Raw genomic sequence first — 25784 nt, forward strand, 5'->3', positions numbered from 1 at the left:
GAAACGGTGTTCCCCCTTCCCGGACCTCAGTGCCAAAGGTCGCGTAGGGCGGATAAGCGAAGCGCATCCGCCGTTACCAAACTTGATGCGCGGAATAACGTTTTTTGTACAATAACTTGGGTAACGGCGGATGCGCAGTTTGTTCGCTGCGCTCTGCCCCTACGCAACCTGCCGTGCAACACCAAACCCCACATCCGAAAGGTGCTATTTCCCGAAACGTTAATTTGGCAGCGCGGAGGCAGGGTAACCCTTTGTGAGACCGTAAGCGGAGGGACTCCGCGCGTCGAGCCCGTGGACGCCCCACATGGATGTGGGAAGTGTCCCGAAGCGCCGGGAGCGCGAAGGGGACCGGGTTCACGGCGTGTCTCACAAAGGTATACCCAGGCGGAGCATTCCGATACGAAGCGCTGTAACTAAGCTCCTCCGAGGTATTACCAACCTTTCAAAATCTCCTTCAACGCCTCACGCTGTGCCTCACTCAACTCAACCACCCCGGGTGCGCGCGTCGGCCCCACGGGCCATCCCTGAATCTGCATCGCCTCTTTCACCACCGTCACGTTCGCCCCATTGGCCTCAAAGGTGCGCATTTTTTCAAACTCGGCAATCCGGTCCACCAAAGCCCGGGCCTCACTCATCGCCTCGCGCTCCAGCGCCGCGTGAATCGTCAGAGACAACTCCGGGGCCACATTCACCAGTCCCGAAGTAAAACCCCGGGCGCCGCAAGCGTAGAAGGGTAGGGCCCAGCTTTCCGCCAGACCGCACAACCACTGCAGGGGGCTGCCCTGAGTGGCGCGGATACATTCACCCAGCCGGATCGGGTCGGGTACAGCATACTTGACCGCTACCACATTCTCTATTTCCGCCAGGCGAACGAAGTGCCCCGGCTCCAGGCCCGGGCTGCGGGCGTAGGCGATGATGGGCAGGTCGGTGCTGTCGGCGATCTGTTGAATATAGTCGATGACCAACCGGGGCGAGCAGAAGGGGTCCGGTGGCTGGTGGATCATCAGGGCGTCGGCACCGGCCTCTTGGGCGGCTTTTGCCAGGCGGATGGCTTCCCGGCCGCTGCGCCCGACACCGGCAGTGACTTTGGCGCGACCGGCGTTGGCCTCTACTGCAACCTGATAGCCGAGCACGGCTTCGTCCAGGTCCTGGGCGTAAAACTCGCCGGTATTGCCGCCGGTGACGATGTTGTGAATCCCGGCGCTGGCGATGCGATCGACCACCTTGTGCAGCAGGGGTTGATCGACTTCGCCCATGTTGTCATAGGGGGTGATGTGTACTCCGGAGATGCCGTTCAGGGCGTTGCGCATGGCTTCGTACATAACAGTTCTCTCGTGTTTTTTGGTGCTCGCGAGTGTTTTTTTAGCGCGTGGCGGCGTCAGTGAATATCGGGTTCCTGATCGGTGATGTCGGTCACCGGAATGGTTTCCAGGAAATCGAAATCACAGCCTTCGTTGGCCTGGCTCACATGGGATTGATAGAGCGCGCCCCAGCCGCGGCTGAACTTGGGCTCCTGCGCCTTCCAGTTGGCGCGTCGACGGGCCATTTCCTCCTCGTCGATCAGCAGATTGAGTTTGCGCTCGGGTACGTTCAATTCAATCAGATCACCGGTCTGCACTAAGGCCAGGGGCCCCCCGACGTGCGATTCCGGGGCAACGTGCAGGACGCAGGCGCCGTAGCTGGTGCCGCTCATGCGCGCGTCTGAAATGCGCAGCATGTCGCGCACGCCTTTTTCCAACAGTTTTTTCGGGATGGGCAATTGGCCCCACTCGGGCATGCCTGGTGCGCCCTGGGGGCCGGCGCTTTTGAGTACGATGATGGAGTTTTCGGTGATCTCCAGGGCCGGGTCATCGATGCGCTCGCTCATTTCCTGATGGTTTTCAAACACCACCGCCGGGCCGGTATGCACCAGCAGGTGCGGTTCGGCGGCGGGGGGTTTGATCACCGCGCCATCGGGGGCCAGATTGCCACGCAGCACGGCAATGCCGTCCCGCTCGGACAGCGCGTTGTCGAGGGAGCGAATGACATCGTCGTTGAAGACCCGTGCGCCGGCGATGTTTTCGCCGAGGGTTTTGCCGGTGACGGTGAGTTGGTTCAGATCCAGCAGGGACTTCATCACTTCCTGCAGGGCGGGCAGGCCTCCGGCGTAGTAGAAGTCTTCCATCAGGTAAGCGCCGGCGGGGCGCAGGTTGGCGATCACCGGGGTGTGTCGCGCAAGGGCGTCAAACCGGTCGAGGGTCAGAGGGAAACCGGCGCGGCGGGCCATGGCGATGATGTGCACGATCGAGTTGGTGGAGCCGGACAGAGCCAGCGCGACTTTGATGGCGTTGTCGAATGACGTCTCAGTGAGAATGTCTTTCGGGGTCAGATCCTCCCAGACCATTTCCACGATGCGCTTGCCGGTGCTACAGGCCATCTGGGCGTGGCGCGAATCCGGCGCGGGAATGGAGGCGGCGCCGGTCAGGCACAGGCCCAGGGTCTCGGCCACGCTGGTCATGGTGGAGGCGGTGCCCATGGTCATGCAGTGCCCCGGGGAGCGGGCAATGCCGCTTTCCACGCCCTGCCAGTCTTCCTCGGTGATGTTGCCGGCGCGCAGTTCGGCCCAGTATTTCCAGGTGTCGGAACCACTGCCCAGGGTCTTGCCCTGCCAGTTTCCGCGTAGCATGGGCCCGGCGGGTACAAAAATCGCGGGCAGGTTGGCGGAAATGGCCCCCATGATCAGGGCGGGGGTGGTTTTATCGCAGCCGCCCATCAGCACTACACCGTCGGCCGGATAGGCGCGCAACAGCTCTTCGGTTTCCATGGCCAGCATATTGCGATAGAGCATGGCAGTGGGTTTCTGGAAGGGCTCGGACAGGGTGGACGCCGGCAGCTCCACCGGGAAGCCCCCCGCTTGCCAGACGCCGCGCTTGACCTCTTCCACTCGCTGTTTGAAGTGGGTATGGCAGGGGTTGATGTCGCTCCAGGTATTGACGATGGCAATCACCGGCTTGCCGGCGTAGTCGTCGCGGGTGTAGCCCATCTGGGCGGTCCGGGATCGGTGGCCGAAGGAGCGCAGGTCTTTGACGCCGTACCAGCGGTGACTGCGCAGCTCTTCGGGAGAGCGTTTGGGCTGGCTCATAGGGTTCTCTCTGTCGTGTTTTTATAGCTGTTTTAAGGCCGTCTGGGCCCGGTTGATGGCTGCTATGATTGCGCAATCATTTTTGGATTGCAAGACCCGATGGCAAAAAGACGGAAAATCAGGCGCTGTCGCGTTTGACGATCTGGAAGCCCACGTCGATGGTCACGGGCTCGGTCGGAGGGTGTTCGCCGGTCATGGCGCTGAGCAGGTGCTGGGCCGCGCGATACCCGATTTCGGCGCCGTTGATCTGCACCGAGGTGAGCGAGGGCAGGGTGTGGGCGGCGAAATCCAGGTCGCCGAACCCGATCAACGCCATGTCACCGGGGATGTCGATGTTCCGGGCCCTGGCTTCGGTCAGTACCCCTTGGGCGAGGGTGTCGGAACTGCAGTAAACCGCCTCGGCCCGGATCCCCTGCTCCAGCAGGCGGGCAAAGGCCTGCCGGCCCTGGCTGAAGCGGGCGGGGGTTTCCAGTCGCTCCACGGCGTCGGGGCTGATACCGGCCTCGTCCAGAGCCTGAATGAAGCCCGCCAGGCGGTCTTCAGCGCGCTGGTCGTCGGCACTGATGGCCGCGAAACGTCGGAGTCCCTGGTTCAGCAGGTACTGCCCGACACTGCGGCCCACGTCCAGGTGCGAGAAGCCGACCAGGGCATCGAGGGGCTGATCCCCCAGATCCCAGGTTTCGACAATGGGAATCGCGGCGGCCTTGAGGCGGGTTCGGCTGATGTCGGTGTGGTTCAGGCCGGTGAGGATGATGCCATCCGGACGGCGACAGAGAATGGCCTCCAGCAGGTCTTGCTCCTGGGCCTCGGAGTACCCGGATAACCCGAGCAAGGTCTGGTAACCGGCCTGTTCCAGGGTTTCGGTGATGGCCCGGACGGTTTCGGCGAAAATCGGATTGGCGATCGTCGGTACGATCAGCGCTACCAGGCGGCTGCTCTGGGTGGCCAGGCTGCCGGCGAGCATGTTGGGCAGGTAGCCGGTTTTCTCGACCGCGGCGGTGACTTTGGCTCGCGCCTTTTCCGACACCCGTTCGGGCTGATTAAGCGCCCGGGAAACGGTAATGGGCGAGACGCCCGCCACTTTGGCCACGTCGATCAGAGTGGGCGCCCGGCCGCGTTGTGGGTGCTGGGTCTGTCGCTCAGTCATGGTCGTGTCGATTCTCGTGGTTGGTCGGAGTCGACCGCCTCTGCAGCAGTCGGTCTTCTTATAAAAATACTGACGCGTTATTCAGTCGGATCACTGAGGTGGCGCCGTGTCGGCAAATGGCGCATATTGATCCAGGCCTTCCAGCAGCTCCGTAAGACTCGGGTACTGGTGAAAATTGAAGCGGTCCCGGTAGCGGCCCCAGGCCAGAACGCACCCCAGGCGCAGTTCAAAGTCGCTGTAGGGCGCCTGGCTGCTCAGAGGGCGCTGGGCCAGGGCATCGAGACAGGTGTCAATGCGCCGACGCTGGCGTTCCAGGTAGGGGCTTTGTTCCGGGGTCAGGCCGTCACGCTCCAGCACCAGGAGAATCTGAGCGGCATCCATCAGGGTATTGGTCAGGCAGAAATCGTCGTAATCCCGAAGACTGGGAAAGAAGCTTTGGCCGGCTTTTTCCCGCAGATAGCGCAGAATGGAAGACGAGTCGGTCAACAGCAGTTCACCGTCCTGTAGAAAGGGCAGTTTCTGACTGGGCGAGCGCTCGGCGCTGGTGCGGGTATCGCTTTCAATGAACTCGCAACGCAAGCCGGTTTCGGCCAGCGCGATGCGGCAGTGGCGAACGTAGGGGGAGGTGTAGCTGCCAAACAGTTGCATGGATAGTGACTCCTCTGGTGTTGTCCTAATGATAACGGAAAAGTGTGGTTTTTGGGGCCAATGGGCCCGGAGGTGTGCGATGAAAGCGTCGGAATTTCTGAAAAAGTACGAGCGTGAGCGCGAAAAAGTCAAAGAACATGAACAGGAGGATCACTCCCTGCAGGCCCATGCCAAAGAGCGGGCCCGCCACCCGGATCACCTGAACGCCGGGACGCCTTATGACTGGGAAGATCTGGAAGCCTACCAGAAAGAACTGGAGCGACTGGAGAAAGAGGGCCCCGGTGGCTCAAGTGGCGATCCCGATAAAGGATAGCAGCGCTTGAGGGGGTAACTCACTGGTACAATGGCCGCTTTTTGACGGGAGCGGCGGATGATTGGCGGTTGGGAGTTCTACGCACTGGCGATTCCGGTGGTGTTGCTGGTGGGCCTGTCCAAAGGCGGTTTTGGTGGCGGCCTGGGCACCCTGGCGGTGCCGGCGCTGAGCCTGATGATCGATCCCCGGATGGCCGCCGGTATCCTTCTGCCCATTCTGTGCACCATGGATCTGGTCAGCCTGTGGAGCTTTCGCGGCCGCTGGGACTGGGCCAACCTGAAGATCATGTTTCCCTGGGCCATGGTGGGCCTGCTCGGCGGTGCGTTGACCTTTCAGTACATGAGCGTGGATATGATTCGCCTGATGATCGGCGTCATGGCACTCTACTTTGTGGGCCACTACCTCTGGGGCAAATACCTGTTGCAGCGGCTCCATGCCCACGGGCCCAGCGTCTGGCGAGGCGGTTTCTGGAGCGGCGTGTCCGGCTACGTCAGCTATATTGCGCACGCCGGTGGCCCACCCATTGCGATTTATCTCTTGCCTCAGCACCTGTCCAAAACCGTGTTTGTGGGCACCACGGTGCTGTTTTTCAGTGTGGTCAACTACACCAAGCTGGTGCCCTACGCCTTCTTTGGTCAGTTGAATATCGGCAATATCACCACCGCCCTGGTGCTTCTGCCATTCGCGCCCCTGGGGGTGCTGTTGGGCGTTTACCTGCACAAGCGGGTGTCCGATCGCTGGTTCTACTGGACCTGCTATGGTCTGTTGCTGGTCGCCGGTATCAAGCTGTTAGTGGAAGGCGCGGCCGGTTTGCTTGCCGCCTGACTTTCGCCCGCGCGTTCAGTTTCGATTCAGATCCCGGAAGGTAATCTGGCATTACGTTAACCGGAATGCATAGGGGGTGCCCCGTGAATCGTATACTGAGCCTGATCGTGATGACTGCCTCGTTGATCCTGATGGGGTGCGATGAAAGCCATGTGCAGGTCACGCACGTCAACGATAGTCCCCATCGGGGTTCGGACTTTGTGCCCTATCTCAAAACCTTCAATATCATCGACAGCTATGGCGTGGATACGGCGCTGGATCCGGGGGTGCCGCTGACGTTTGATCCCTATGTGGATGCGGGCATTTTCGAGATCGACTGGCAGGTGAACAGCCTGGAAGATTATCAGGTGAGTTTCCGCCTGAACGACCGCCCGTCATTGACCGGCAGCTACGGGGTGTACACCGAAGTGTGCGGCGAGGGCCTGCCCTGTGACCAGGAAGCCATCCGCATCTGTCAGTACTACCCGGACCTGACCATGGCCTGCGGCCTGGATGATTATGTGACCGATGTGAGCCCGCTGATTTACGAGTTGCCCGAGAAGCTCTATGCGGTGCTGGAAGTGTGTGATCTGGACTCCAGCTACTGCGAGTATGACTACTATCCGGTCTGGCTGGAATAATACCTGGCGAGACTAATGAACCGGACTGCTGGGGTTCCAGCCCAGAACTGACAAGGTGCTGGCCTTAATGGTCCGCGCCTTGTTAAACTACGGTGATGTTTGACAAAGGGCTGCCGTTGAATACGTATTCAATCATCGAAGCGGTAGCCGTCAGTCCAATCGGGAGCCGGAATACATGAGTCAGGGCAGTAACTCCAGCGGCCTGCGTCGCTATAACGAGCGGGTGATGCTCACCCATTTGCGCAAATACCGCACCGCGTCCAAATCCGATCTGGCGCGGGCCACCAACCTCACGCCCCAGGCGGTGACCCGCATCGTTGATGACCTCGAGCAGAACGAGCTGGTGATTCGTGAAGGGCGCCGCCTCGGTGGTCTCGGTCAGCCGTCAACTCTCTACGCCATCAACCCGGCCGGCGCCTACTCCATTGGCATCAAGATCGGGCGGCGCGATCTGGAGCTGCTGTTGCTGGACTTCAGCGGCAAGACCCTGGCCCAATTCAAACGCGAATTCGATCAGCCGGATCCGGACTACATCATCGAACAGATCGATCTTTTGCTGCCCGAGCTGCGCAACCACCTGGACAAATCCGGTCAGAAGCGCCTGCGTGGGGTCGGAGTGGCCATGCCCTGGTTCCTGGGCGCCTGGCCGAGCGATCTGGAAATGGCCGATGAGCTGTCTGAGCGCTGGCGCAATATCAATTTGAGCGAAGAGATTTCCAGTCGTATTGACCTGCCAGTGTTTTTTGAAAACGACGGGGCCGCTGCGGCCGTGGCGGAGTTGCAGCTCGGCGTCGGGCGGGATATTTCGGATTTTCTGTACGTCAATATCGGCGCCTTTATCGGCGGTGGCCTGGTGCTGCACGGCAACCTGGAGCCCGGTGTGCATGGCAACGCGGCGGAGCTGGCGTCAATGCCCGTTCCCCACTCCGAGCTGTTCGGCCATGAGCCGGGCAAGGGCGGTTTTGACATGTTGACCCAGCGGGCGTCGCTGCTGACACTCCGCCGGTATCTGAACCAGAAGGGCATCGAGATCAGTCACATCGGCGAGCTGCCCGAGCACATCGATAATGCCCGTATCTACATCCAGGAGTGGATGAACGACTGTGCCGATGCCATGGTGTTTGCCTTTCTTTCGGCCATCAGCATCCTGGATCTGAAAGCCATTGTGATCGATGCCAACCTGCCGCGCTTTATCATTGAAGAGCTGGTGGCGATGGTAGAGCGGCGCCTGGGTAGTATGGCGGCCAAGGATATTTTTGTGCCGGCCATCATTCCGGGGCAACTGGGCCCGGACGCGATTGCGGTGGGCGGCGGCATTCTGCCGTTCTATTCGTCTTTCGGCGCGGATAAAACCGTACTGCTCAAAGGCAGTGTGCCGGAGCGGCGCATGATCTGAGTCGGCGTTGATGTAATGGCGGCTCCAACAAAAAAGCCCCGGCAAGTGCCGGGGCTTTTTTGTTACGTTGCTTCGGTGAGCGCTTACCAGATGGACTTGAGTGGCCAGGCTTCGATGCGGTCAAAGGTGGCGCTACCGCCTTCGACAAACACTTCAACGCCCTCGCTGTCCGGTTGTGGGAAAATCTTGTCACTGATGGCGACCACGCCGTCGTGCGCAAAGACTTCCACCGAGGACCAGTCGATAAACACGTGCAGCTCCACCTGACCGTTATCCAGCGGCAGCGGTGCCACATGAACGCCCGGGAAATCCGCGTGGAAGTCCACCTGTCCGGACTGGGTGCGATCCAGCGCCAGCGTTTCCTCGCTCACGTCGTAGCGCAGCACGGTTTTTTCATCGTTACCGGTGCGCAGGTTGAGGCCAATCACCTCGGCATTGCCCGGAGTGAAGGTCACTTTCATTTCCAGTGCCTTGCCCTGAATGTTCCAGTCGGCCAGTGAACGGGTGTCATTGGTGACGGTCAGGTTGCTCAGTGATTTTTGCTCGCCCCGCAAGGTCCGCAGCTCATCCACCGGCTCCTGAACCATTTTCAGGCCGCCGTCGTGGCTCGCCAGCTCCAGGGTGCGCGGAATGCTCTGGGAGCTGCGCCAGGGTGAGGTGGGCAGTTCCTGCGCATACTGCCAGTTATTCATCCAGCCGACCCAAATACGGCGTCCGTCTTCTTCCGGCACGTCGGACCAGGAAACGGCGGCGTAAAAGTCCTTACCGTAGTCCACCCACTGGTGCGGGCCGGATTCGCTCTCGGGCATGGCATCTTCATCGGGGATGAACTGCTTGCCATCAAACTCGCCCACAAAGTAGAGGCCACCGGAGCCCCCGGCCACAGAGCCTTCCTCGCCCGCACCCAGGTCCACTTCCAGCACCCATTTGCGTTTGTCTTCATCGCCGTCAATCGGCAGAGCAAACAGATCCGGGCATTCCCAGATGCCCAGCTCGGATCCCGGGGATTCGAAATGGCTCAGGAAGGTCCAATCCTTCAGGTTGGGTGAGCTGTAAAAGGCGATCTTGTAGTCAGTCGACAAGGCCACCACCATGATCCACTGCTCGCTCTCTTCGTGCCAGATCACTTTCGGGTCACGGAAGTTCTCCATGCCTTCATCCAGCACCGGGTTGCCCGCATACTTGGTCCAGGTGCGACCGTTATCCAGGCTGTAGGCCAGTTGCTGATCCTGCCCCTTTTCCGGTTCCTGTTTGTGGCCGGTATAGATGGCCACCATCGGTGGGTTGTCCTTGGTGCCGAAGCCGGAGGTGTTGTGATGGTCCACCACAGCGCTGCCCGAGAAGATCATGTACTCCTCGTCTTCGGGAATGGCCACCTTCTGCTCTTCCCAATGCACCAGGTCTTTGCTGATGGCGTGACCCCAGCTCATGTGGCCCCATTTGTCGCCGTAGGGGTTGTACTGGTAGAACATGTGGTATTCACCGTTGTGGTATACCAGCCCGTTGGGGTCGTTCATCCAGTTCTCTTTTGGGGTGAAGTGGAACTGCGGACGGAACGTCTCCTGGTAAGGAGCCGTGGTTGCCGGACCGCTGGTTTCTGCTGACGCCGCGGTGTCGTTCGGTGTGCTGGTGGTGTTACTGCCAGTACAGCCGGCGACGGCCAGCGCCAGCGCGGAGGTCAGGGGAAGGGTGAATGTCTTGCGCATGGTAAACCTCGCTATACGATTTATGGTGATTGATTATTCGCTGATTCAGGCCGATGCGGCGGTTTTCGCGTTGTCGGGTGCGTTGTCGCGCACGTGTAGTGTGTACTCCAGATCTTCCAGTGATGTGCCTTTGGTTTCCGGCATGATTTTCCAGACAAACAGGAACTGCAGGACCATCATCAGACCGAAGAAAATAAACACCAGCCCGCCATTGCCGTCGGCAAACACCGGGAACAGCCAGGACACCGCGGCCGCCATGAACCAGTGGGTGAAACTGCCAAACGCCTGGCCTTTGGCTCGCACCCGGTTGGGGAAAATTTCCGAGATGAACACCCAGATGACGGCGCCCTGAGAGATGGCAAAGGCTGCAATAAAGCCTAGCAGACCGTAGAGCACCAGGCTGCCGGAGATTTCCTCGGCCATAAACTGGAAGCTGACCAGAAACAGCGAGGCGGCGGTACCGATGGAGCCGATGAACAGCAGGGGACGACGGCCGAGCTTGTCGATCATGAACAGGGCGATGACGGTGAACATGAAATTGGTGCCACCCACCAGAACCGCCTGCAGCAGGGATGCCTCGGTGCTGAATCCGGCGCTCTCAAAGATGCGGGGCGCGTAGTACATCAATGCGTTGATGCCCGAGAGCTGATTGAACATGGCAATGGCCCAGGCGCAGAAAATCGGGAACATATATTTGCGCTGGAACAGGCGGTCCGAAGCGCCGTTGTCGTTATCTTTCAGTGAACGTTCGATATCCGCCAGCTCCTGCTCGACGTTGGGCTCGCCCATTTTGACCAGAACGTCGTGGGCTTCAACGGTGCGACCTTTCTTGACCAACCAACGCGGGCTGTAGGGAATGAGGAACAGCAGGGCGAGGAACAGTGCCGCGGGTACCGCTTCGATACCCAGCATCCAGCGCCATGCCGTCGCATCGTCAATGGACAGGCCAATCACATAGTTGGACAGAAACGCCAGCAGAATGCCACCGACCACGTTCAACTGGTTGATTGCCACCAGCCGGCCGCGCATGGCGGCGGGGGAAATTTCCGCGATGTACATCGGTGCCACAACTGAGGCGGCACCCACCGCCAGGCCGCCGATCAGGCGATAGACCAGAAACTCGCCCCAGACCGTGGCCAGTGCGCTGCCCACGGCAGAGATGAAATACATTACTGCAATGACCATCAGAGAGCGCTTGCGGCCCAGCCAGTCGGCCGGTTTGCCCACGCTCAATGCGCCGATGACCGTACCGATCAGAGCGATGGCAACGGTAAAGCCCAGCCCGTTGCTGCTGAGTTCAAATTCCCGCTCCAGTGCACCGGTGGTGCCGGAAATGACGGCGGTATCAAAGCCGAACAGTAGCCCCCCGAGGGCGGCCACGATGGTGCTGAAAATGACAACTCGATGAGAACGGGGCGGTGCGGCCCCCGGTGAATGGTTCATGGTTACTACCTCGCTTGGATTATTGTTTGTGATTTTAAGGGAGCCATCGTGCGTGGGTCCTCTGTATTAATGAATGATCAGAGCCGTCAGCCGGCCGCGGTTGAAGTCCTCGAAGGCGCAATGGCCTGTGCCATCAATAGTGCACCGACTTCGCCCGCATGACCGCCGAGCTCGGGGGCCACAATATAGTCTTGCGGGTTTTTGGCAGCGCCACCGCAGGGGTAGCCATTGATATGGCCCTGAAAGCGCTGGTGAATTCGCGGGAACAGGTGGTCCTGCTTCATCACCCCGCCCCCGAGAATGATCCGCTGGGGGGAGTAGGTGACGGTCAGGTTCCAGCACAGGGCGGCCAGATAATCAGCCTGAATGTCCCACGCCTCGTGATCCTGGGGGAGGGTGTCGGCCTTCTGCTTCCAGCGCTTTTCAATCGCCGGGCCGGAGGCCAGGCCTTCGACACAGTCTCCATGAAAAGGGCAGGCGCCAGGAAAGGGGTCGACCTCCCGGTCATGGGGCAGAAGCATATGGCCGACCTCCGGGTGCATGGCACCCTTCACCGGCTGACCATTGGCAACGATGCCGGCGCCCACGCCCGTGCCGATGGTGACATACACATAGTCGTCCAGCCCCTGAGCAGCGCCCAGAGAACCTTCCCCCAGCGCGGAACCGTTGACGTCGGTATCAAAGGCCACCGGTACGCCCAAGGCTTTGGACAGCGTGCCCACCACATCGGTATTGGACCAATGCGCCTTGGGTGTGTCGGTGATGAAGCCGTATGTGGGGGAGTCCAGAGACAGGTCCACCGGACCAAAGCAGGCTACCCCGAGCGATGCGATGGCACCGTGCCGGGCCTGGGCCTGCTCAAAAAACTGGATGGCGGCACCGAGGGTTTCATCCGGGCGGGTCGTCGGAAAGCTGGCGCGCTCCAGAATCTCCGTCGGAGAGCGACCCAGCACACAATTGAACTTGGTGCCGCCGGCTTCGATGCCCGCATACAGGCAGGGTAGTGACTTCACGTTGATTCTCGCTCTTATTAGGTTTACTGAATAGCGGCATGCGCCTATTTCGATTAAGTAAATCACGGTTAAATATAAGTGTCAATACTGGGGTTATTTGAAATTATATGATTTTAGGCTTATTAAATGGCAGTTATATCCCCAATTATTATTAACACAAGGTTAATAAAATAGTTGAAATGAGGTAAATCATTCTGTAATTTAGAGGGTCAGGGCCTGGGGGTGTGACGACGCTCAAGCCTTAATAGATTTTGAGTATAAGAAGGTTTTCCCCGATAACGCATGGCTATTCGACCGGTGTCAGGCAGGGGTAAAGAGGAGTCGCACCAAGCGTTTCCCTACAGACCGTTTACCAAGACCAAGCTTCAACAATAAATAAGAGGATGCACTCTATGAACAAGTCACTATTTACCTTGAGCGCGCTGGCGTGCGCCATAACGCCGGGGCTGGCTTATGGCCAGGATGGCAGTGAGCCCACGCTCCAGCCGCTGGAAGAAGTGGTGGTCACCGGCTACAGCACCACCGAAGAGAAGAAACTGCTCGGTGCAGTGAATGCGGTGAACCTGGACGATGTTCAGGATCTGCCCTCCGGCAACATCATGCAAAACCTTCAGGGGCGACTCCCAGGGGTGCAGATCACCTCAAACGGTAACCCTAATCCATCCTCTCGCGTGCGTATTCGGGGGCAGGGTATTGGCGGCCTTGGTTTCAATGACCCGCTCTACGTGATTGATGGCGTGCCAACCACCAAAGGCATGCATGAGCTGAACCCCAACGATATTGCCTCCATCCAGGTCCTGCGGGACGCGGCGACCGGCAGCGTCTACGGTGCCCGAGCTGCCAACGGTGTCATCGTGATCACCACCAAGAAGGGTTCTGACGCGGAAGGTGTTCAAGTCAAGCTCAATCAGTCTTATCAGGATTACTCCTATGACCTGAACCCTCTGAATACTCAGCAGCGGGCCCGTGCCGTATTTCAGGCAGCCGTCAATGATGGTACTGATCCGAATAACGCCAGCCCCCTGTATACCTATGACTGGAATGGCGACTACGCCAACCCGGAGCTGAGTGAAATCCGTTTGCCGGAGTACCTTGATTCGGCACAGACCATGCGGCCGGCGAATACCAATTGGTTTGACGCTGTGACCCGCACCGCGAAGGTCAGTGACCTTCATGTCTCCATGGGCAATGCATCGGATAACTCCAATGTGTATGCCTCTTTTGGTTACTACAATGCACAGGGTGTAGTGGATGAATCCGAGTTTGAGCGTCTGGCGTTTCGTGTCAACTCCAGTCTCGACTTTCTTGATGGGGACGTAACCATTGGCGAGAACTTCACCTTTACCAACCAAGTGTCCAATAAGGTCAACGATCTGGCAGAAGGTGTGCTCAACCTTTCTATCGAGCAGCAGTCCATTGTTCCGATTCGTACGGAAGACGGTATGGGTTGGGGTGGCCCGGCAGCGGGCATTACCGACCGGGACAACCCGGTTCGTCTGATCGCAATGAACAAGGATAACGAGAACACCTACAATCGGGTGGTGGGTAACGCCTATGTAGAGTATCGGCCGCTGGATGATCTGATTCTTCGCTCCAACGTTGGTGTGGACTACGGACAGTTCTACTATCGCGATTACACTCGCGCATTTCAGGCGGGTAACCTCAACTTTGAGGACCAGCTGAGCACTATGCACAACTGGAATAAGACTCTGGTCTGGACCAATACGGCCGAGCAGAGCTGGGATTTTGACGGTGGTCACTTCCTGAAGGTTTTGGTGGGTGCGGAAACAGTTGACTTTGAAACCGAAGGATTCTCTGGCAGTAACCAGGGCTATGCATCGGATGATCGCGATTATGCCTTCCTGTCCCAGGGTACCTCTGGAACCGAAGTGGGCGGCTCCGGTGACGCCTGGAATATGCAGTCCTATTTCACTCAGATTGACTACGATTTTGAAGGTCGCTATCTGGCGTCTGTCACGGTACGGCGCGACGGTTCTTCCCGGTTTGGTGACAACAACCAGTACGGTACCTTCCCCGCCGTGTCTGCCGGTTGGTTTGTTTCTGATGAAGCCTTTTTCGATGTCGACTTTATCGACGAGCTGAAGCTGCGTGCAAGCTGGGGTGAAAACGGTAACCAGGAAATCGATACCCGGGCGACTTCCACCATCTACGAAAGCCGTTATGCGACGACCTCTCTGTTTACCACTCAGCAGGATGAGGGCACCGCGTACGACCTGAATGGTGCGGATACCGGCAACCTGCCGTCGGGCTTCGCCCGGGTGCAGATCGGTAACCCGGACCTGAAGTGGGAGACATCGGTACAGACCAACGTGGGTATCGATTTTGAAATGTTCGGTGGTTCCTTCTGGGGTTCACTGGACTGGTTCGACAAGACCACCGAAGATATTCTGACCCGCACCCAGCCTCTGGCAACTCAGGGTGAAGGCGCCTCCCAGATTGTTAATGGCGGTACCATCGAGAACTCCGGTTTCGAGCTGGTGCTGAACTATGCCAATGACTTCGAGATTGATGGCGTCGGTGTATTCAATTATGAGATCAGCGGTAACGTCTCAAGTGCCGAGAACGAGGTCATCTCACTGCCCGCCGACGTGGTGAACTCCTTCCCGGGTGATGGGCGTGACAAGACTATTCTCGGTCAGTCCATCAATGCGGTTTATGGTTACGTAGCTGACGGCTTGTTCCAGAATCAGGACGAAGTCGATGCTCATGCCACCCAGGGCGGCGCGGCACCAGGTCGAATTCGCTACTCCGATCTGAATGGCGATGGCGAAATCACCGAGGCTGACCAGACGTTTTTCACCACTTCCGATCCGGATCTGATTTATGGCGTGAACTTCAAGCTCGGCTATGAAAACTGGGACTTCAATATGTTCTGGCAGGGCGTTCACGGTGGGCAGATTCGCAACCATTGGCGCTTCTTCACCGACTTCACCTCGCTCAACGCCGGTTCTAACTATGGTGATCGCGTGCTGGGAGCCTGGAGCCCGGACAATACCGGCAGCAACGTGCCGGCGCTGACCTTGGTCGACAACAACAACGAGGCCCGTTCTTCCACCTTCTTCTGGGAAGATGCCTCCTACCTCAAGTTGCGTGACCTGTCAGTGGGTTACACCCCGTCGGATACCTTCTGGGGTGCCATTGGTGCCAGCACGGGTCGCTTCTATATTCAGGGGCAGAACCTGCTGACCATTACGCCGGACGGCACCCTGGCTCAGGACCCGGAAACGCCGGGAGCGACTTTCCCGATTCCGCGCAGCATCAATGTGGGTGTGAATGTCACCTTCTAAACCGGGACCCTATAACGAATTCAAATATTGAACAATTGAGGTTAACATCATGAATAAGACATATAAGTTAGCACTGTCCGCGGTGATGGCCTTTGCCATTACGGCGTGTGGCAGCGACTCTCTGGACGTTGAGCCGAAGTCGGCCCTGAGTGAAGATCAGGTAAAGACCGTTGATAACCTGGATGCGCTGGTGACGTCTGCCTACTCATATCTGGGCAACGACCACTACACCGCTCCAATGTACCTGTGGCCAACGGGGAACCTGCGTGCGGGCGATGCCCACAAGGGCGGTAACGGTGCGGCGGACATTTTCGCCTATCACGCTCTGTCACTGTACGAGCCTCTGGTGGCTGACGGTGAGTCCTTCCCACCGGATTTTATCGATCTGAACAACAAGAAGTGGGTGCGAGATTTCACGGGCATTTCCCGGGTGAATTCGGCGCTTCAGGTCATGAATGACGTGGATGTAAGTGTCTACCCGAACAAAGCAGCACGTCAGGCGGAACTTCGCTTTATCCGGGGTGTGTTCTATTTCGACCTTAAAATCCACTACGACCAGGTGCCCTGGATCGATGAAACCATGACTCCAGAGCAGGTGGAAACCGCGAGCAATGTGGATCTGACCTCGCAAGAGTTGTGGGACAAGATCGCTGCTGATTTCCGCTTTGGTGTGGAAAACCTGCCGTTGCCTCAGGATCAGGCGCAAGTGGGCCGGGCGGATCGTGATGCGGCGCGGGCCTACCTGGCCAAGACGCTTCTCTATCAGGCCTACGTGCAGGACGAGAACCACCAGGTGACCAGTATCGATTCCGACAACCTGGAAGAGGTGGTCAGTTTGGTCGATGACATTGAAGAAAATGGCCACTATGGACTGGTAAATGACTACGCGGAGAACTTCTTGTGGGAGTTCGAGAACAATCGCGAGTCCGTGTTTGAAATTCAGCGTTCCCGTGAAGATGGCAGCCCCGATGGCCGAGGCTCCTGGGGCGTGGCTCTGAATACCCCAATGGCCGGTGGTTTCGGGTGCTGTGGTTTCCATGTGCCGACCGAAAACTTTGTCAATGCCTTCAAAACCGGGGCTGATGGTCTACCCCTGTTTGATACCTTCAACGATGCCAATTACGACGCGTCCTCCGATATGGTTGACCCGCGCCTGGATCACACCGTAGGGATGGAAGACAAGCCGTTCAAATACGATGAAGATCTGATTATCGAAGATGGTGATTCCTGGGCGCGTAACCCAGCGACCTACGGTAATTTTGTGTCCATGAAAGAGTTGGAGCACCCGGACTGTGAGTGCCGTATGCAGAATGGTCCATTTACCGTGACCTCCAAAAATACGATTCTGGTTCGCTATGCCGATGTTCTGCTGTGGAAGGCCGAGGCACTGATTGAGCTGAATCGCGAAGACGAGGCACTGCCGATCATCAACCGGATTCGTCAGCGTGCAGCGGGCAGTACCGGTCGTCTCGGTAACAACTTCAGCATCTACAACATTGGCACCTACAGCGATTTTGCCGATCAGGACGAAGCCCGTCAGGCCTTGCGCTGGGAGCGTCGCCTGGAGCTGGGTCTGGAAGGGCATCGGTTCTTCGATCTGGTTCGTTGGGGGGTGGCCAAAGAAACGCTGGACACGTACCTGGAAGTCGAGCAGACGCGCAAAGAGTATCTGACCGATGCGGAGTTCACCGCCGGCAAGCATGAGTATATGCCGATCCCGCAGCAGCAGATTAACCTCAGTGGCGGTGCTTACCAGCAGAACCCGGGCTACTGAAACCGGGTGTTTTGAACACGTCCTGCGCCCGGCTCTCCGTGGTGCAGGACGCTCTCCAGCGTGTTGGGTGCTGGAGCTCTCCCAGGGAATGTCTCTCCCTATATTGGCACAACGTTAGTGCAGGCGCGGCCCTAAGGGGTCGCGCTTTTTTGTTTGAATGGTATTCCGGCGATAGCGAGAGTTATCATTCCGGAATCAATATCGTAAATTAATATATAACAGTGTGTTCATTATAACAGTAATTATAAAACCCTTTAAAAACAGAAGGTTGCAGTAATTATATTACATTATGGCCAAATCCTGTTATTTAATAAACGTGTTGAAATAAGTCGGGGAATTCTGTAAGTTGCTCTGCATGGAAGAAGCGGTAAAAGGCTAGGGATAAATTCAGGTCAATACCGGAAGCGGTCGTTCAGCTTTCAAAATAGAGCTCTCCTTTTATCTGGAGCCCGGCGAGTTGGGGTTGCAGGTAGTAGGGCAAACAATAAAAGTGTGAGCTATTATGAGTAAGTAATCTGTTGTTCTGCTCGGGCATGTAGTGTTCCCGTCGGCGCAATCCTCCTCTGATGTCCGCCATGGCCGGGCGGTTGACTCATATAGGCTCCTCATCACTAAGACATGTGAGGTGTAACGTGGATAAACAACCGGGTATCAAAAAAGCCCCTCTGGCTTCAGCCATCAAAATGGCTCTGGCGTCATCGTCAGTGCTGGCTTTGGCCTTTCCCTTCAGCGCTCAAGCTCAGCAACAGCCAGCCCTGGAAGAGATCCTGGTCACGGCCGCGGCCGGTGGTGGGCGATCCCAGATTGAAAGCTCCGTCGCGGTAACTGCTGTAAATACCGACGCCATTCAGGATTTTCAGCCCAGCTCCGAGTCGGAGGTGCTGCGGATGATTCCGGGGATTCAGGTGTCTGGTACCTCCGGGCCGGGCGGTAACGCCAATATCGCCGTACGTGGTCTTCCGGTCGCGACCGGCGGTTCGCCTTTTGTTCAGATTCAGGAAGATGGGTTGCCCACGGTCCTGTTTGGCGATATTCAGTTTGGCAACAATGACTACTGGACCCGCTTTGACGCATCGGTGGATAAGGTCGAAGGTATTCGTGGTGGTACGGCGGGAACCTACACCTCCCAGGCTCCTGGGGCGATCATCAACTACATCAGTAACTATGGTCAGGAGGAAGGTGGCTATATACAGGCGAACACCGGTTTGGGCTTTGATGAGAGTCGTATCGACTTTCGTTACGGTGGGCCCGCGAGCGACTCGGTCAACTACCACATCGGCGGTTTCGTTCGGCAAGGTGAAGGGCCGCTGGAAATTCCCTATGGAGCCAGCGATAGTGTTCAGATCAAAGGTAATATCACCAAGTACTTTGACGACAACCAGGGCTATATCCGGTTCTTGGGGAAGTTCGCGGATACTCAGGAAGCCAATTACACTGGCAGCCCGTTTCTCGGTAGTGTTAACGGCGACAAGGTGAGTAACATCAAGGCGTTTCCCGGCTTTGATGGCAGAGACCAGTCGAATTACTCTATCCTGAATAATCAGAACCAGATTGTGAACCGTGAGGGCGATCTGGAAACCGTTCCGATGAATGGCATTGCCACAAAAACTACGGCCATTGGTAATGAGCTCCAGTACGTCTTTACCGATAACCTTCGGGCCGAAAACAAAATGCGCTGGACCGAACAGAGCGGTACCTTCTACTCGCCGTTTCAGAACGTGGTTCGTGCCGATAGCGTGACCGGCTCAATGGTGAACGGCGCGACCGTCGGTGAAATCCGTTACGCCAACGGCCCGAATGCCGGTCAGTTGTATGACCGGGAGTATCTGGATAACGGCCCCAATGTGCACACCAATATGCGTGATGTGGGCAGCTTTGTGAATGACCTGACCCTGATTGGTGAGTATTGGCTGGGAGATGGTGATCTGACGGTACGTGCCGGCTATTTCCATATGAAGCAGGATATCGCCATGGATTGGCACATCAATCGGGCCTATACCGAAGTGAGTGGTGATAACCCGGCGATGCTGGACCTGTATGACGATGAAGGTAACTTGCTCACCGCCCGTGGTATTGCCGGGTTCAACGATAACTGGGGGGACTGCTGTTCCAGGGATTACGATCTTTCTTACACGAATACGGCACCCTATGTCGTGTTGGACTGGGAGAATGATCTGTTCATCTTTGATGTCAGTACCCGATTTGAGAACGTGAAATCCTCGGGATGGACGGTTGCCGGCTTGGTGACCGGCGATACCCCCGTGCAAACCACCGACTTCAACGGTGATCAGGTCACCGTGATGATTCCTACCATGGAGGCGCAGGGCGCTCGGGAAAATCTGGACTATGACACCAGCTATGAGAGTTGGACGGTGGGCGGTTTGTGGAAGGCGTCCAGGGATACCAGTCTGTTTGTACGTGCTTCCGAAGGCGGGCGTTTCAACGGGGATCGCCAGACCGTCAGTGGAAAAATCAATGCTGATGGTTCGCTGAATGAGTCAGGCCGAGTGGCCGATGTCGACTTCGTCAATCAATACGAGGTGGGTATCAAAAATCGCGGGGAGCTGTTTGATGGTCTCTACTCGATTGAGCTGACGCTACTCAAAGGTGATTTCAAACAAAGTACCTTTGAGCTGTCACAGACCGTGTGTCGGGACCTGGGCTTCGGGGATGTCGGTGGCTGTATCATCGATGCCGAGTACAAGTCGCAGGGTTTCGAGCTCTTGGGCACCTATTTCTGGGACCGTCTGTCGGTGACCGCCAATGCCACCTTTACCGATGCCGAGCAGTTGGGTGTGGGTGATGAAAGTTTCCGTCGCGCCAGTGGTATTCCGGATCTGACCTACACCATTTACTCCAGCTATGAGCTGACCGACCAGTTCAGTGTGGGACTCAACGTGACCGGGCAAACCGATACTCTGGATGCGGGTCAGCGGGAGTGGCCCGGTTCGGCGACCTGGGGGGCGAATGCCAAGTACAGCCCCACAGAGAACCTCGAGCTCGGACTTCAGGTCTATAATCTGCTGGACGAGTTAGATCTTCGCGGGGCGGGAGGCGTAAACGATACGTCGGTTACGCCAGCGGTGTTGAGCGGCAACGCCGCCCTGGGTCGGACGGCCCGGGCCTCCATCAAAGTCCTGTTCTAAGACGGGATGGTCCCAAGCCCGTTGTCCCTGATCGCCGCAACCTGGCGTTCAGGGGCGGTGGGCTTTTTCGAATGTACACGGGGTGGTGGCAAGAGGCACGGCCCCGTTTTTTTTTGTGGATGACAGTGCTGGCGGAGTAACGTGGTGTCCACCGATAAAGTGTTGCAAAACGCACAGCAGGCTATGAATGAAGGGCGCGCGGACCTTGCGGTTGAGCGACTGCGGGCTGCTTCCGGGCAATACCCCGATAGCGCAGCGATCTGGACTCAGTTGGGGTTTGCGCTGCATCAGGAACAGTGGGAGCCGGAAGCCGCTGAGGCCTTCGCCCGGGCCTGTGCGCTGGATGGGAGAAATGCGGATACGGCGATGGCGTTGGCTCAAAGCCGGTTTCTGGCCGGCCTTCCGTCAACGGCCTCCTTTGAGCGTGTTTTGCAGCTGGCGCCTCATGACCTTAATGTATTGCGGGGTTATACCTCGGCGCTGGCCGCCGAGCGGCAACGGGATAAGGCCATTGGTCTTCTGCAGGATGCTTTGAAGCAGCAACCCGGCTGGTTGGCTGGCCATAAAAGTATCGCCAGTCTGCGCTTTACTGGTGGTGATGCCACGCATTTTACCGATAGCTTCAAGGATGCCTGCGCTCGGCAGCCCGACAACCTGGCCTTGTGGCTGGAATGGTTCCGGAGTCTTGCCCAGGTTCGCGACTGGATCGGATCCCGTCGCGTACTTGAGGCGGCCGAAAAGCGTTTTGAGGGGCATCCCCAGCTGACGGTGGCCGAGCTGTTTGTCGCGAGTGAGTCGGGTGATGATGAGCGCGCAGCCACGCTGTTTGAACAGACCACCTCGGTCAAAGATGTGGTGCGTGATATGGCGTTGATTCGGTACAGCCTGCGTCGGGGTGACCCGGATCGGGCAGAACGGGCCGCACTGCGCCATATGAATACGCGTTCCGCGTCGGTCATCTGGCCCTATCTGTCTCTGATCTGGCGGTTGCGTAAGGATCCTCGAGCCGAATGGCTGGATGAGGAAGCCCGGCGTGCACAGACCTTTGAGCTGGACCTGAGCGGGAATGAACTCGCTCAGCTCACCCTGCTCCTGCGGCAACTGCACACCGCCCGATCGCCCTATGCAGAGCAGTCAGTCCGTGGCGGAACGCAAACCGATCAGAACCTGTTCCTGCGTCACGAACCCATACTGAGAGACTTGAGAGCGCGGGTTCAGGCGGCGGTGCAGACCTACGTCAGCCGTTTGCCGGAGCCAGTGGCTGGTCATCCCCTTCTGGGAGTCCACCGACAGGAGGTGTTGCGGGGGCGAGTCCACTTTTCCGGTAGTTGGTCGGTGCGCCTTAAATCCCAGGGTTACAATGTCAGTCATACCCATCCGGTGGGCTGGATCAGCTCGGCGCTCTATATTTCTCTGCCCGAGGGGGAGCGGATGGGGCAGCCGCCAGCGGGCTGGCTTCAGTTCGGTACACCACCGCCGGAACTTGAGCTTGATCTCCCGGCCTACAAGGAGGTTGAGCCCAAAGCCGCTCGGTTGGTGCTGTTCCCCTCAACCTTGTGGCATTCTACCGTCCCTTTTACTGATGGCGAGCGCCTGGCGGTTGCGTTTGACGTGCAGGCGCCGCCGGTGGTGGCACCTGCCGCTACCGGGCGTTGATGCTGCCGGAAATGACAGGATGACAGCAAATGAATACTGATGATCGTCGACTCCGCCGAATAGTGATTGTGGGCGGAGGCAGCGCCGGCTGGATGTCGGCTGCTGCGCTCGCCAACGCGACGCAAGGGCAATGTGCAATCACCCTGGTGGAATCCGATGCAATTGGCACGATTGGCGTGGGCGAGGCCACGATACCTCCGATAAGACTGTTCAATCGGGTTCTCGGGTTGGATGAACGAGAGTTTTTGCGGCGCACGAAAGGTACGTTCAAGTTGGGTATCCAGTTCGTCGACTGGGCGCATCAGGGACACAGTTATTTCCACCCCTTCGGTCCCCACGGCCGGAATTTTGATACCGTCTCGCTGCACCACCATTGGCTCCGGGCACGGGAGAGTGGGGAGACCAGCACACCGTTGCACGAACACAGCATGGCCTGGGCGGCGGCCTCCCGCAATCGATTCGCACCTCCGGTGCAAGATCCCCGCAATGTGCTCTCTACTTACGATTACGCCTATCATTTCGATGCTGGCCTCTATGCGGCTTTTTTACGTGAATACTCTGAAGCCAAAGGCGTAGAGCGCCGTGAAGGCACGGTTACCGATGTGCACTTGAATTCTGATAGTGGCTTTGTGGAGTCGGTGCAGATGGCCAGTGGCGAGCGAATTGAAGGTGACCTGTTTATCGACTGTTCGGGATTCAGGGCCTTGCTGATTGGTGAGGCGATGAAAGTCGGGTACCGGGACTGGAGCGATTGGTTGCCCTGCGATCGGGCGGTGACCGTCGCCAGTGCGCCAGGTGAGCTAACGCCCTACACGCGCTCAACAGCACATGCAGCCGGCTGGCAGTGGCGTATTCCGCTACAGCATCGGACCGGTAATGGTTATGTGTACTGCAGTCGCCATATCAGCAGCGATGAGGCAGCGGCGACTTTGCTGAAGCATCTTGATGGCGAACGCCTCGGCGAGCCCAGGGAGCTGGCGTTCACTACCGGACGAAGGGAAAAGTTCTGGGAAAAAAATGTCGTGGCGGTTGGCCTTTCCAGTGGCTTTATGGAGCCGCTGGAGTCCACCAGTCTACATCTGGTTCAGGCGGCTATATCCAGGTTGCTCGGCTTCTTCCCGGATCGGGATTTTGACTCGGCGGTCATCGACGAGTACAACCGCATAACCATCAACGAGTTTGAGCGTATACGAGATTTTCTGATTCTGCACTATAAGCTCACAGAGCGGGACGACTCCCCTCTGTGGCGGGAATGTCGGGACATGCCAGTACCGACACCTCTGGAGAACAAGCTTTACCACTTTGGCGCTTATGGCCGGTTAATCGCGGACGGCGCTGATCTTTTCGGTCCGGATAGTTGGCTGGCGGTACATGTCGGTCAGAACCACCGGCCAAAACGTGTGGATCCGCTATTGGCGTTCAGAACTGTGGACGGCGGTGCTTGGCTGGAAAAGCTGCGTGCCGCCGTGACAGCGGCGGCAGACCAACTGCCAGAGCATCAGGCCTTTATTCACAAATATTGCTCGGGCGGTTAATAAATTACAATGGTCTAAGGCGGATTGCCCCCCTTTAATACTCCCCTGGGCCCTCCCGCGAGGGATCCAGGGGGGACGGCTCAATCTTTGAGGGATTCTGGCTCTTCAGTCATAAGTTCCGGTTTTTCATGACGGTGGGATTGGGTTGTTCCTTTGCGCTTGGCTAGCGCGGCATCCAGCTTTTTGGCGGAATCGGCAATGGCGGCATACAGATCCTGGGATTCGGCGTGTACGGCCACCTTAGCGCCTTTGAACTGGGTGGTAACCTCGACGGCCTGTGCGTGCCGTTCGACGGTGAGGGCCATGGAGAGGTCTCCAAGGTCGGGGTAGTGGTTCTGGATCTTCTTGAAGCGGCTATCAACGGCCTCGCGGATGCCGTCGGTGATATCCACGTGGTGACCGGACAACTGTATATTCATAGTGACTCCAATACCTTTTCAGTTTGCAACCCTGACCTGCCACGCCGTGGCCAGGCCTTCAAGGAAGAGGACTGCGTGGTTGGGCCGCGAGTTCCCGGTGCCAACCCGTTTTCTGTCCTCCTGTTACAAACATGTGTCCGAGGAGAGGGAAAGTCAAGGCAGGTGGAGATGAATACCCATAAAAAAACCCGCGCAAGGCGCGGGTTTTCTCAAAAGTGGTAGCTAGGGGCGGACTTGAACCGCCGACCCCAGCATTATGAGTGCTGTGCTCTAACCAGCTGAGCTACCTAGCCACTTGGTGAGGGCGCGTATTTTCCCTGTCTGCACCCCTAAAGTCAACCCTGATTCGCGGGTTTTATACGTTGAAGCGGAAGTGCACCACGTCGCCGTCTTTGACGATGTAGTCCTTGCCTTCCAGGCGCCATTTTCCAGCGTCCTTGGCCCCCTGCTCCCCTTTATAGGCCACAAAGTCGTCGTAGGCGACCACTTCCGCCCGGATAAAGCCCTTTTCGAAGTCAGTGTGGATCTTGCCGGCCGCCTGGGGGGCGCTGGCGCCGACGGGAATGGTCCAGGCGCGCACCTCTTTCACCCCGGCGGTAAAGTAGGTGTGCAGGCCCAGCAGCTCATAGCCTGCGCGGATCACCCGGTCCAGGCCCGGCTCGTCCATGCCCATTTCTTCCAGGAACTCCGCCTTTTCGTCGTCTTCCAGCTCGGCAATTTCCGCTTCCAGCTTGTTGCAGATGGGTACCACCACGGCCTTCTCTTCCTCGGCAATGGCCCGCACCTTGTCCAGCAGTGGGTTGTTCTCAAAGCCGTCTTCGGAGACGTTGGCAATATACATGGTCGGCTTGACGGTCAACAGGTTCAGCTCGCGCAGCTGGTCCAGCTCGTCGTCAGACAGGCCAAAGGAGCGCAGGGGCTTGGCTTCGTCCAGATGGGGTTGAACCTTCTCGAGCAGTGCTTTCATAGCGATAGCGTGCTTGTCCTGGCCCTTGGCGGCCTTGGCGTAGCGCTGCACTGCCTTGTCCACGGTTTCCAGGTCCGCCAGGGCCAGTTCGGTGTTGATCACGTCAATATCGGCCGCCGGATCGACGCTGTTGGCCACGTGAATGACGTTGTCGTCCTCAAAGCAGCGCACCACGTGGGCGATGGCGTCGGTCTCACGGATGTTGGCCAGGAACTTGTTGCCCAGGCCTTCACCTTTGGAGGCGCCTTCTACCAGGCCGGCGATGTCGACGAACTCCATGGTGGTCGGGATCACCCGCTCCGGCTTGACGATCGCCGCTAGCGCGTCGAGACGCGGATCGGGCATCGGCACGATGCCGCTNNTCCACAAACTCCATGGTGGTGGGGACCACCTTCTCCGGTTTGACGATCTCGGCGAGCTTCTCCTGGCGGGGGTCGGGCACCATGACCACCCCCGCGTTGGGCTCGATGGTACAGAACGGAAAGTTCTCGGCGCCAATGCCCGCCTTGGTCAGTGCGTTGAAAAGAGTGGATTTTCCGACGTTGGGCAAGCCAACGATGCCGCAGTTAAAGCCCATGAAATTGATATCCAGCCAGAGAATGAAAAAAACAGGCCCGGATTATACAGGTCTGGCCTGTACGGGAGTAGGGCCTGCCGTTAATGTCGAATTACGGCCCTTCGGGCCTAATACGACCTACGGTTATAGTTGGGTGTTTGTGGTAATGGCGGATGCGCGCTTTGCGCTTA

At 57.9% G+C, this 25784-nt stretch carries 18 protein-coding genes, 1 tRNA gene and 1 pseudogene; 10 read left to right on the top strand and 10 right to left on the bottom strand.

The genetic code is table 11. The annotated features are described in order from the left end of the window. Positions 1 to 431: 431 nt before the first annotated feature. The 4 genes from B3187_RS06970 to B3187_RS06985 all read right to left on the bottom strand — a co-directional run bounded on the left by B3187_RS06970 (position 432) and on the right by B3187_RS06985 (position 4916). Positions 432 to 1322: a dihydrodipicolinate synthase family protein gene (locus tag B3187_RS06970; protein WP_286805359.1), complete on the bottom strand. Its 891-nt coding sequence runs from the start codon at positions 1320 to 1322 to the stop codon at positions 432 to 434. A 56-nt stretch (positions 1323 to 1378) separates the two neighbouring features. Then, positions 1379 to 3121 (bottom strand): L-arabinonate dehydratase, encoded by a 1743-nt coding sequence (gene araD / locus B3187_RS06975; protein ID WP_286805360.1) that lies wholly within the window; start codon positions 3119 to 3121, stop codon positions 1379 to 1381. 118 nt (positions 3122 to 3239) lie between these two features. Then, positions 3240 to 4268: a LacI family DNA-binding transcriptional regulator gene (locus tag B3187_RS06980; RefSeq protein WP_286805361.1), complete on the bottom strand. Its 1029-nt coding sequence runs from the start codon at positions 4266 to 4268 to the stop codon at positions 3240 to 3242. A gap of 90 nt (positions 4269 to 4358) precedes the next feature. Continuing rightward, positions 4359 to 4916, bottom strand: a complete 558-nt coding sequence (locus B3187_RS06985) for a glutathione S-transferase family protein (RefSeq protein WP_286805362.1) — start codon at positions 4914 to 4916, stop codon at positions 4359 to 4361. 79 nt (positions 4917 to 4995) lie between these two features. Here B3187_RS06985 and B3187_RS06990 point away from each other — a divergent pair, with 79 nt between their 5' ends. The 4 genes from B3187_RS06990 to B3187_RS07005 all read left to right on the top strand — a co-directional run bounded on the left by B3187_RS06990 (position 4996) and on the right by B3187_RS07005 (position 8070). Then, positions 4996 to 5229, top strand: a complete 234-nt coding sequence (locus B3187_RS06990) for a peptidase S14 (protein WP_286805364.1) — start codon at positions 4996 to 4998, stop codon at positions 5227 to 5229. Positions 5230 to 5286: 57 nt separating this feature from the next. Next, positions 5287 to 6054 carry a sulfite exporter TauE/SafE family protein gene (locus B3187_RS06995; protein WP_286805365.1) on the top strand — a complete coding sequence of 256 codons (768 nt, stop codon included), beginning with the start codon at positions 5287 to 5289 and terminating at the stop codon, positions 6052 to 6054. An 83-nt stretch (positions 6055 to 6137) separates the two neighbouring features. Then, on the top strand, positions 6138 to 6674 hold the full coding sequence (locus tag B3187_RS07000; RefSeq protein ID WP_123638027.1) for a hypothetical protein: 537 nt from the start codon (positions 6138 to 6140) through the stop codon (positions 6672 to 6674). 175 nt (positions 6675 to 6849) lie between these two features. Then, a complete protein-coding gene (locus B3187_RS07005) occupies positions 6850 to 8070 on the top strand; it encodes an ROK family transcriptional regulator (protein WP_024460945.1) in 1221 nt (406 codons plus the stop codon). A gap of 83 nt (positions 8071 to 8153) precedes the next feature. Here B3187_RS07005 and B3187_RS07010 read toward each other — a convergent pair whose 3' ends face one another. From B3187_RS07010 to B3187_RS07020, 3 genes are all read right to left on the bottom strand, one after another. Further along, on the bottom strand, positions 8154 to 9776 hold the full coding sequence (locus B3187_RS07010) for a glycoside hydrolase family 32 protein (RefSeq protein ID WP_286805366.1): 1623 nt from the start codon (positions 9774 to 9776) through the stop codon (positions 8154 to 8156). A gap of 45 nt (positions 9777 to 9821) precedes the next feature. Beyond that, positions 9822 to 11219, bottom strand: coding sequence for a sugar porter family MFS transporter (locus B3187_RS07015; protein ID WP_286805367.1), 1398 nt, complete (start codon positions 11217 to 11219; stop codon positions 9822 to 9824). An 86-nt stretch (positions 11220 to 11305) separates the two neighbouring features. Beyond that, the gene (locus B3187_RS07020; protein WP_286805369.1) at positions 11306 to 12232 is read right to left on the bottom strand and encodes an ROK family protein; all 927 of its coding nucleotides are present in this window, start codon (positions 12230 to 12232) and stop codon (positions 11306 to 11308) included. 392 nt (positions 12233 to 12624) lie between these two features. Here B3187_RS07020 and B3187_RS07025 point away from each other — a divergent pair, with 392 nt between their 5' ends. The 5 genes from B3187_RS07025 to B3187_RS07045 all read left to right on the top strand — a co-directional run bounded on the left by B3187_RS07025 (position 12625) and on the right by B3187_RS07045 (position 23651). Further along, positions 12625 to 15540 (top strand): SusC/RagA family TonB-linked outer membrane protein, encoded by a 2916-nt coding sequence (locus tag B3187_RS07025; RefSeq protein ID WP_286805371.1) that lies wholly within the window; start codon positions 12625 to 12627, stop codon positions 15538 to 15540. 49 nt (positions 15541 to 15589) lie between these two features. Next, positions 15590 to 17314 carry a RagB/SusD family nutrient uptake outer membrane protein gene (locus tag B3187_RS07030; protein ID WP_286805373.1) on the top strand — a complete coding sequence of 575 codons (1725 nt, stop codon included), beginning with the start codon at positions 15590 to 15592 and terminating at the stop codon, positions 17312 to 17314. Positions 17315 to 17946: 632 nt separating this feature from the next. Next, positions 17947 to 20460 carry a TonB-dependent receptor gene (locus B3187_RS07035; RefSeq protein ID WP_286805375.1) on the top strand — a complete coding sequence of 838 codons (2514 nt, stop codon included), beginning with the start codon at positions 17947 to 17949 and terminating at the stop codon, positions 20458 to 20460. A gap of 144 nt (positions 20461 to 20604) precedes the next feature. Then, a complete protein-coding gene (locus B3187_RS07040) occupies positions 20605 to 22116 on the top strand; it encodes a putative 2OG-Fe(II) oxygenase (RefSeq protein ID WP_286805377.1) in 1512 nt (503 codons plus the stop codon). A gap of 29 nt (positions 22117 to 22145) precedes the next feature. Next, positions 22146 to 23651: a tryptophan halogenase family protein gene (locus B3187_RS07045; RefSeq protein ID WP_286805379.1), complete on the top strand. Its 1506-nt coding sequence runs from the start codon at positions 22146 to 22148 to the stop codon at positions 23649 to 23651. 80 nt (positions 23652 to 23731) lie between these two features. Here the strand turns inward: B3187_RS07045 and hpf are convergent, their stop codons facing one another. From hpf to ychF, 3 genes and pseudogenes are all read right to left on the bottom strand, one after another. After that, positions 23732 to 24070, bottom strand: a complete 339-nt coding sequence (gene hpf / locus B3187_RS07050; protein WP_123638017.1) for a ribosome hibernation-promoting factor, HPF/YfiA family — start codon at positions 24068 to 24070, stop codon at positions 23732 to 23734. A 216-nt stretch (positions 24071 to 24286) separates the two neighbouring features. After that, a tRNA-Met gene (locus B3187_RS07055) sits at positions 24287 to 24363 on the bottom strand. Between the two features lie 62 nt (positions 24364 to 24425). Next, positions 24426 to 25587, bottom strand: a pseudogene (ychF, locus tag B3187_RS07060) (redox-regulated ATPase YchF). On the opposite strand from ychF, the gene B3187_RS17560 reads away from it, so the two are divergent. Further along, positions 25481 to 25784, top strand: a 304-nt coding sequence (locus tag B3187_RS17560) for a hypothetical protein (protein WP_286805400.1), incomplete at its 3' end; no start/stop codon positions are given. The pseudogene ychF and the gene B3187_RS17560 overlap by 107 nt on opposite strands.

The sequence above is a fragment of the Marinimicrobium sp. UBA4209 genome (genome assembly GCF_002381585.1).
In the GTDB taxonomy this organism is placed as follows: Bacteria; Pseudomonadota; Gammaproteobacteria; order Pseudomonadales; family Cellvibrionaceae; genus Marinimicrobium; species Marinimicrobium koreense.

What these genes read in the sequence shown, in the direction of transcription:
- B3187_RS06970 (WP_286805359.1), bottom strand. Translation starts at nt 1,322, where the DNA reads ATGTACGAAGCCATGCGCAACGCCCTGAACGGCATCTCCGGAGTACAC.
- araD (WP_286805360.1), bottom strand. Translation starts at nt 3,121, where the DNA reads ATGAGCCAGCCCAAACGCTCTCCCGAAGAGCTGCGCAGTCACCGCTGG.
- B3187_RS06980 (WP_286805361.1), bottom strand. Translation starts at nt 4,268, where the DNA reads ATGACTGAGCGACAGACCCAGCACCCACAACGCGGCCGGGCGCCCACT.
- B3187_RS06985 (WP_286805362.1), bottom strand. Translation starts at nt 4,916, where the DNA reads ATGCAACTGTTTGGCAGCTACACCTCCCCCTACGTTCGCCACTGCCGC.
- B3187_RS06990 (WP_286805364.1), top strand. Translation starts at nt 4,996, where the DNA reads ATGAAAGCGTCGGAATTTCTGAAAAAGTACGAGCGTGAGCGCGAAAAA.
- B3187_RS06995 (WP_286805365.1), top strand. Translation starts at nt 5,287, where the DNA reads ATGATTGGCGGTTGGGAGTTCTACGCACTGGCGATTCCGGTGGTGTTG.
- B3187_RS07005 (WP_024460945.1), top strand. Translation starts at nt 6,850, where the DNA reads ATGAGTCAGGGCAGTAACTCCAGCGGCCTGCGTCGCTATAACGAGCGG.
- B3187_RS07010 (WP_286805366.1), bottom strand. Translation starts at nt 9,776, where the DNA reads ATGCGCAAGACATTCACCCTTCCCCTGACCTCCGCGCTGGCGCTGGCC.
- B3187_RS07015 (WP_286805367.1), bottom strand. Translation starts at nt 11,219, where the DNA reads ATGAACCATTCACCGGGGGCCGCACCGCCCCGTTCTCATCGAGTTGTC.
- B3187_RS07025 (WP_286805371.1), top strand. Translation starts at nt 12,625, where the DNA reads ATGAACAAGTCACTATTTACCTTGAGCGCGCTGGCGTGCGCCATAACG.
- B3187_RS07030 (WP_286805373.1), top strand. Translation starts at nt 15,590, where the DNA reads ATGAATAAGACATATAAGTTAGCACTGTCCGCGGTGATGGCCTTTGCC.
- B3187_RS07045 (WP_286805379.1), top strand. Translation starts at nt 22,146, where the DNA reads ATGAATACTGATGATCGTCGACTCCGCCGAATAGTGATTGTGGGCGGA.
- hpf (WP_123638017.1), bottom strand. Translation starts at nt 24,070, where the DNA reads ATGAATATACAGTTGTCCGGTCACCACGTGGATATCACCGACGGCATC.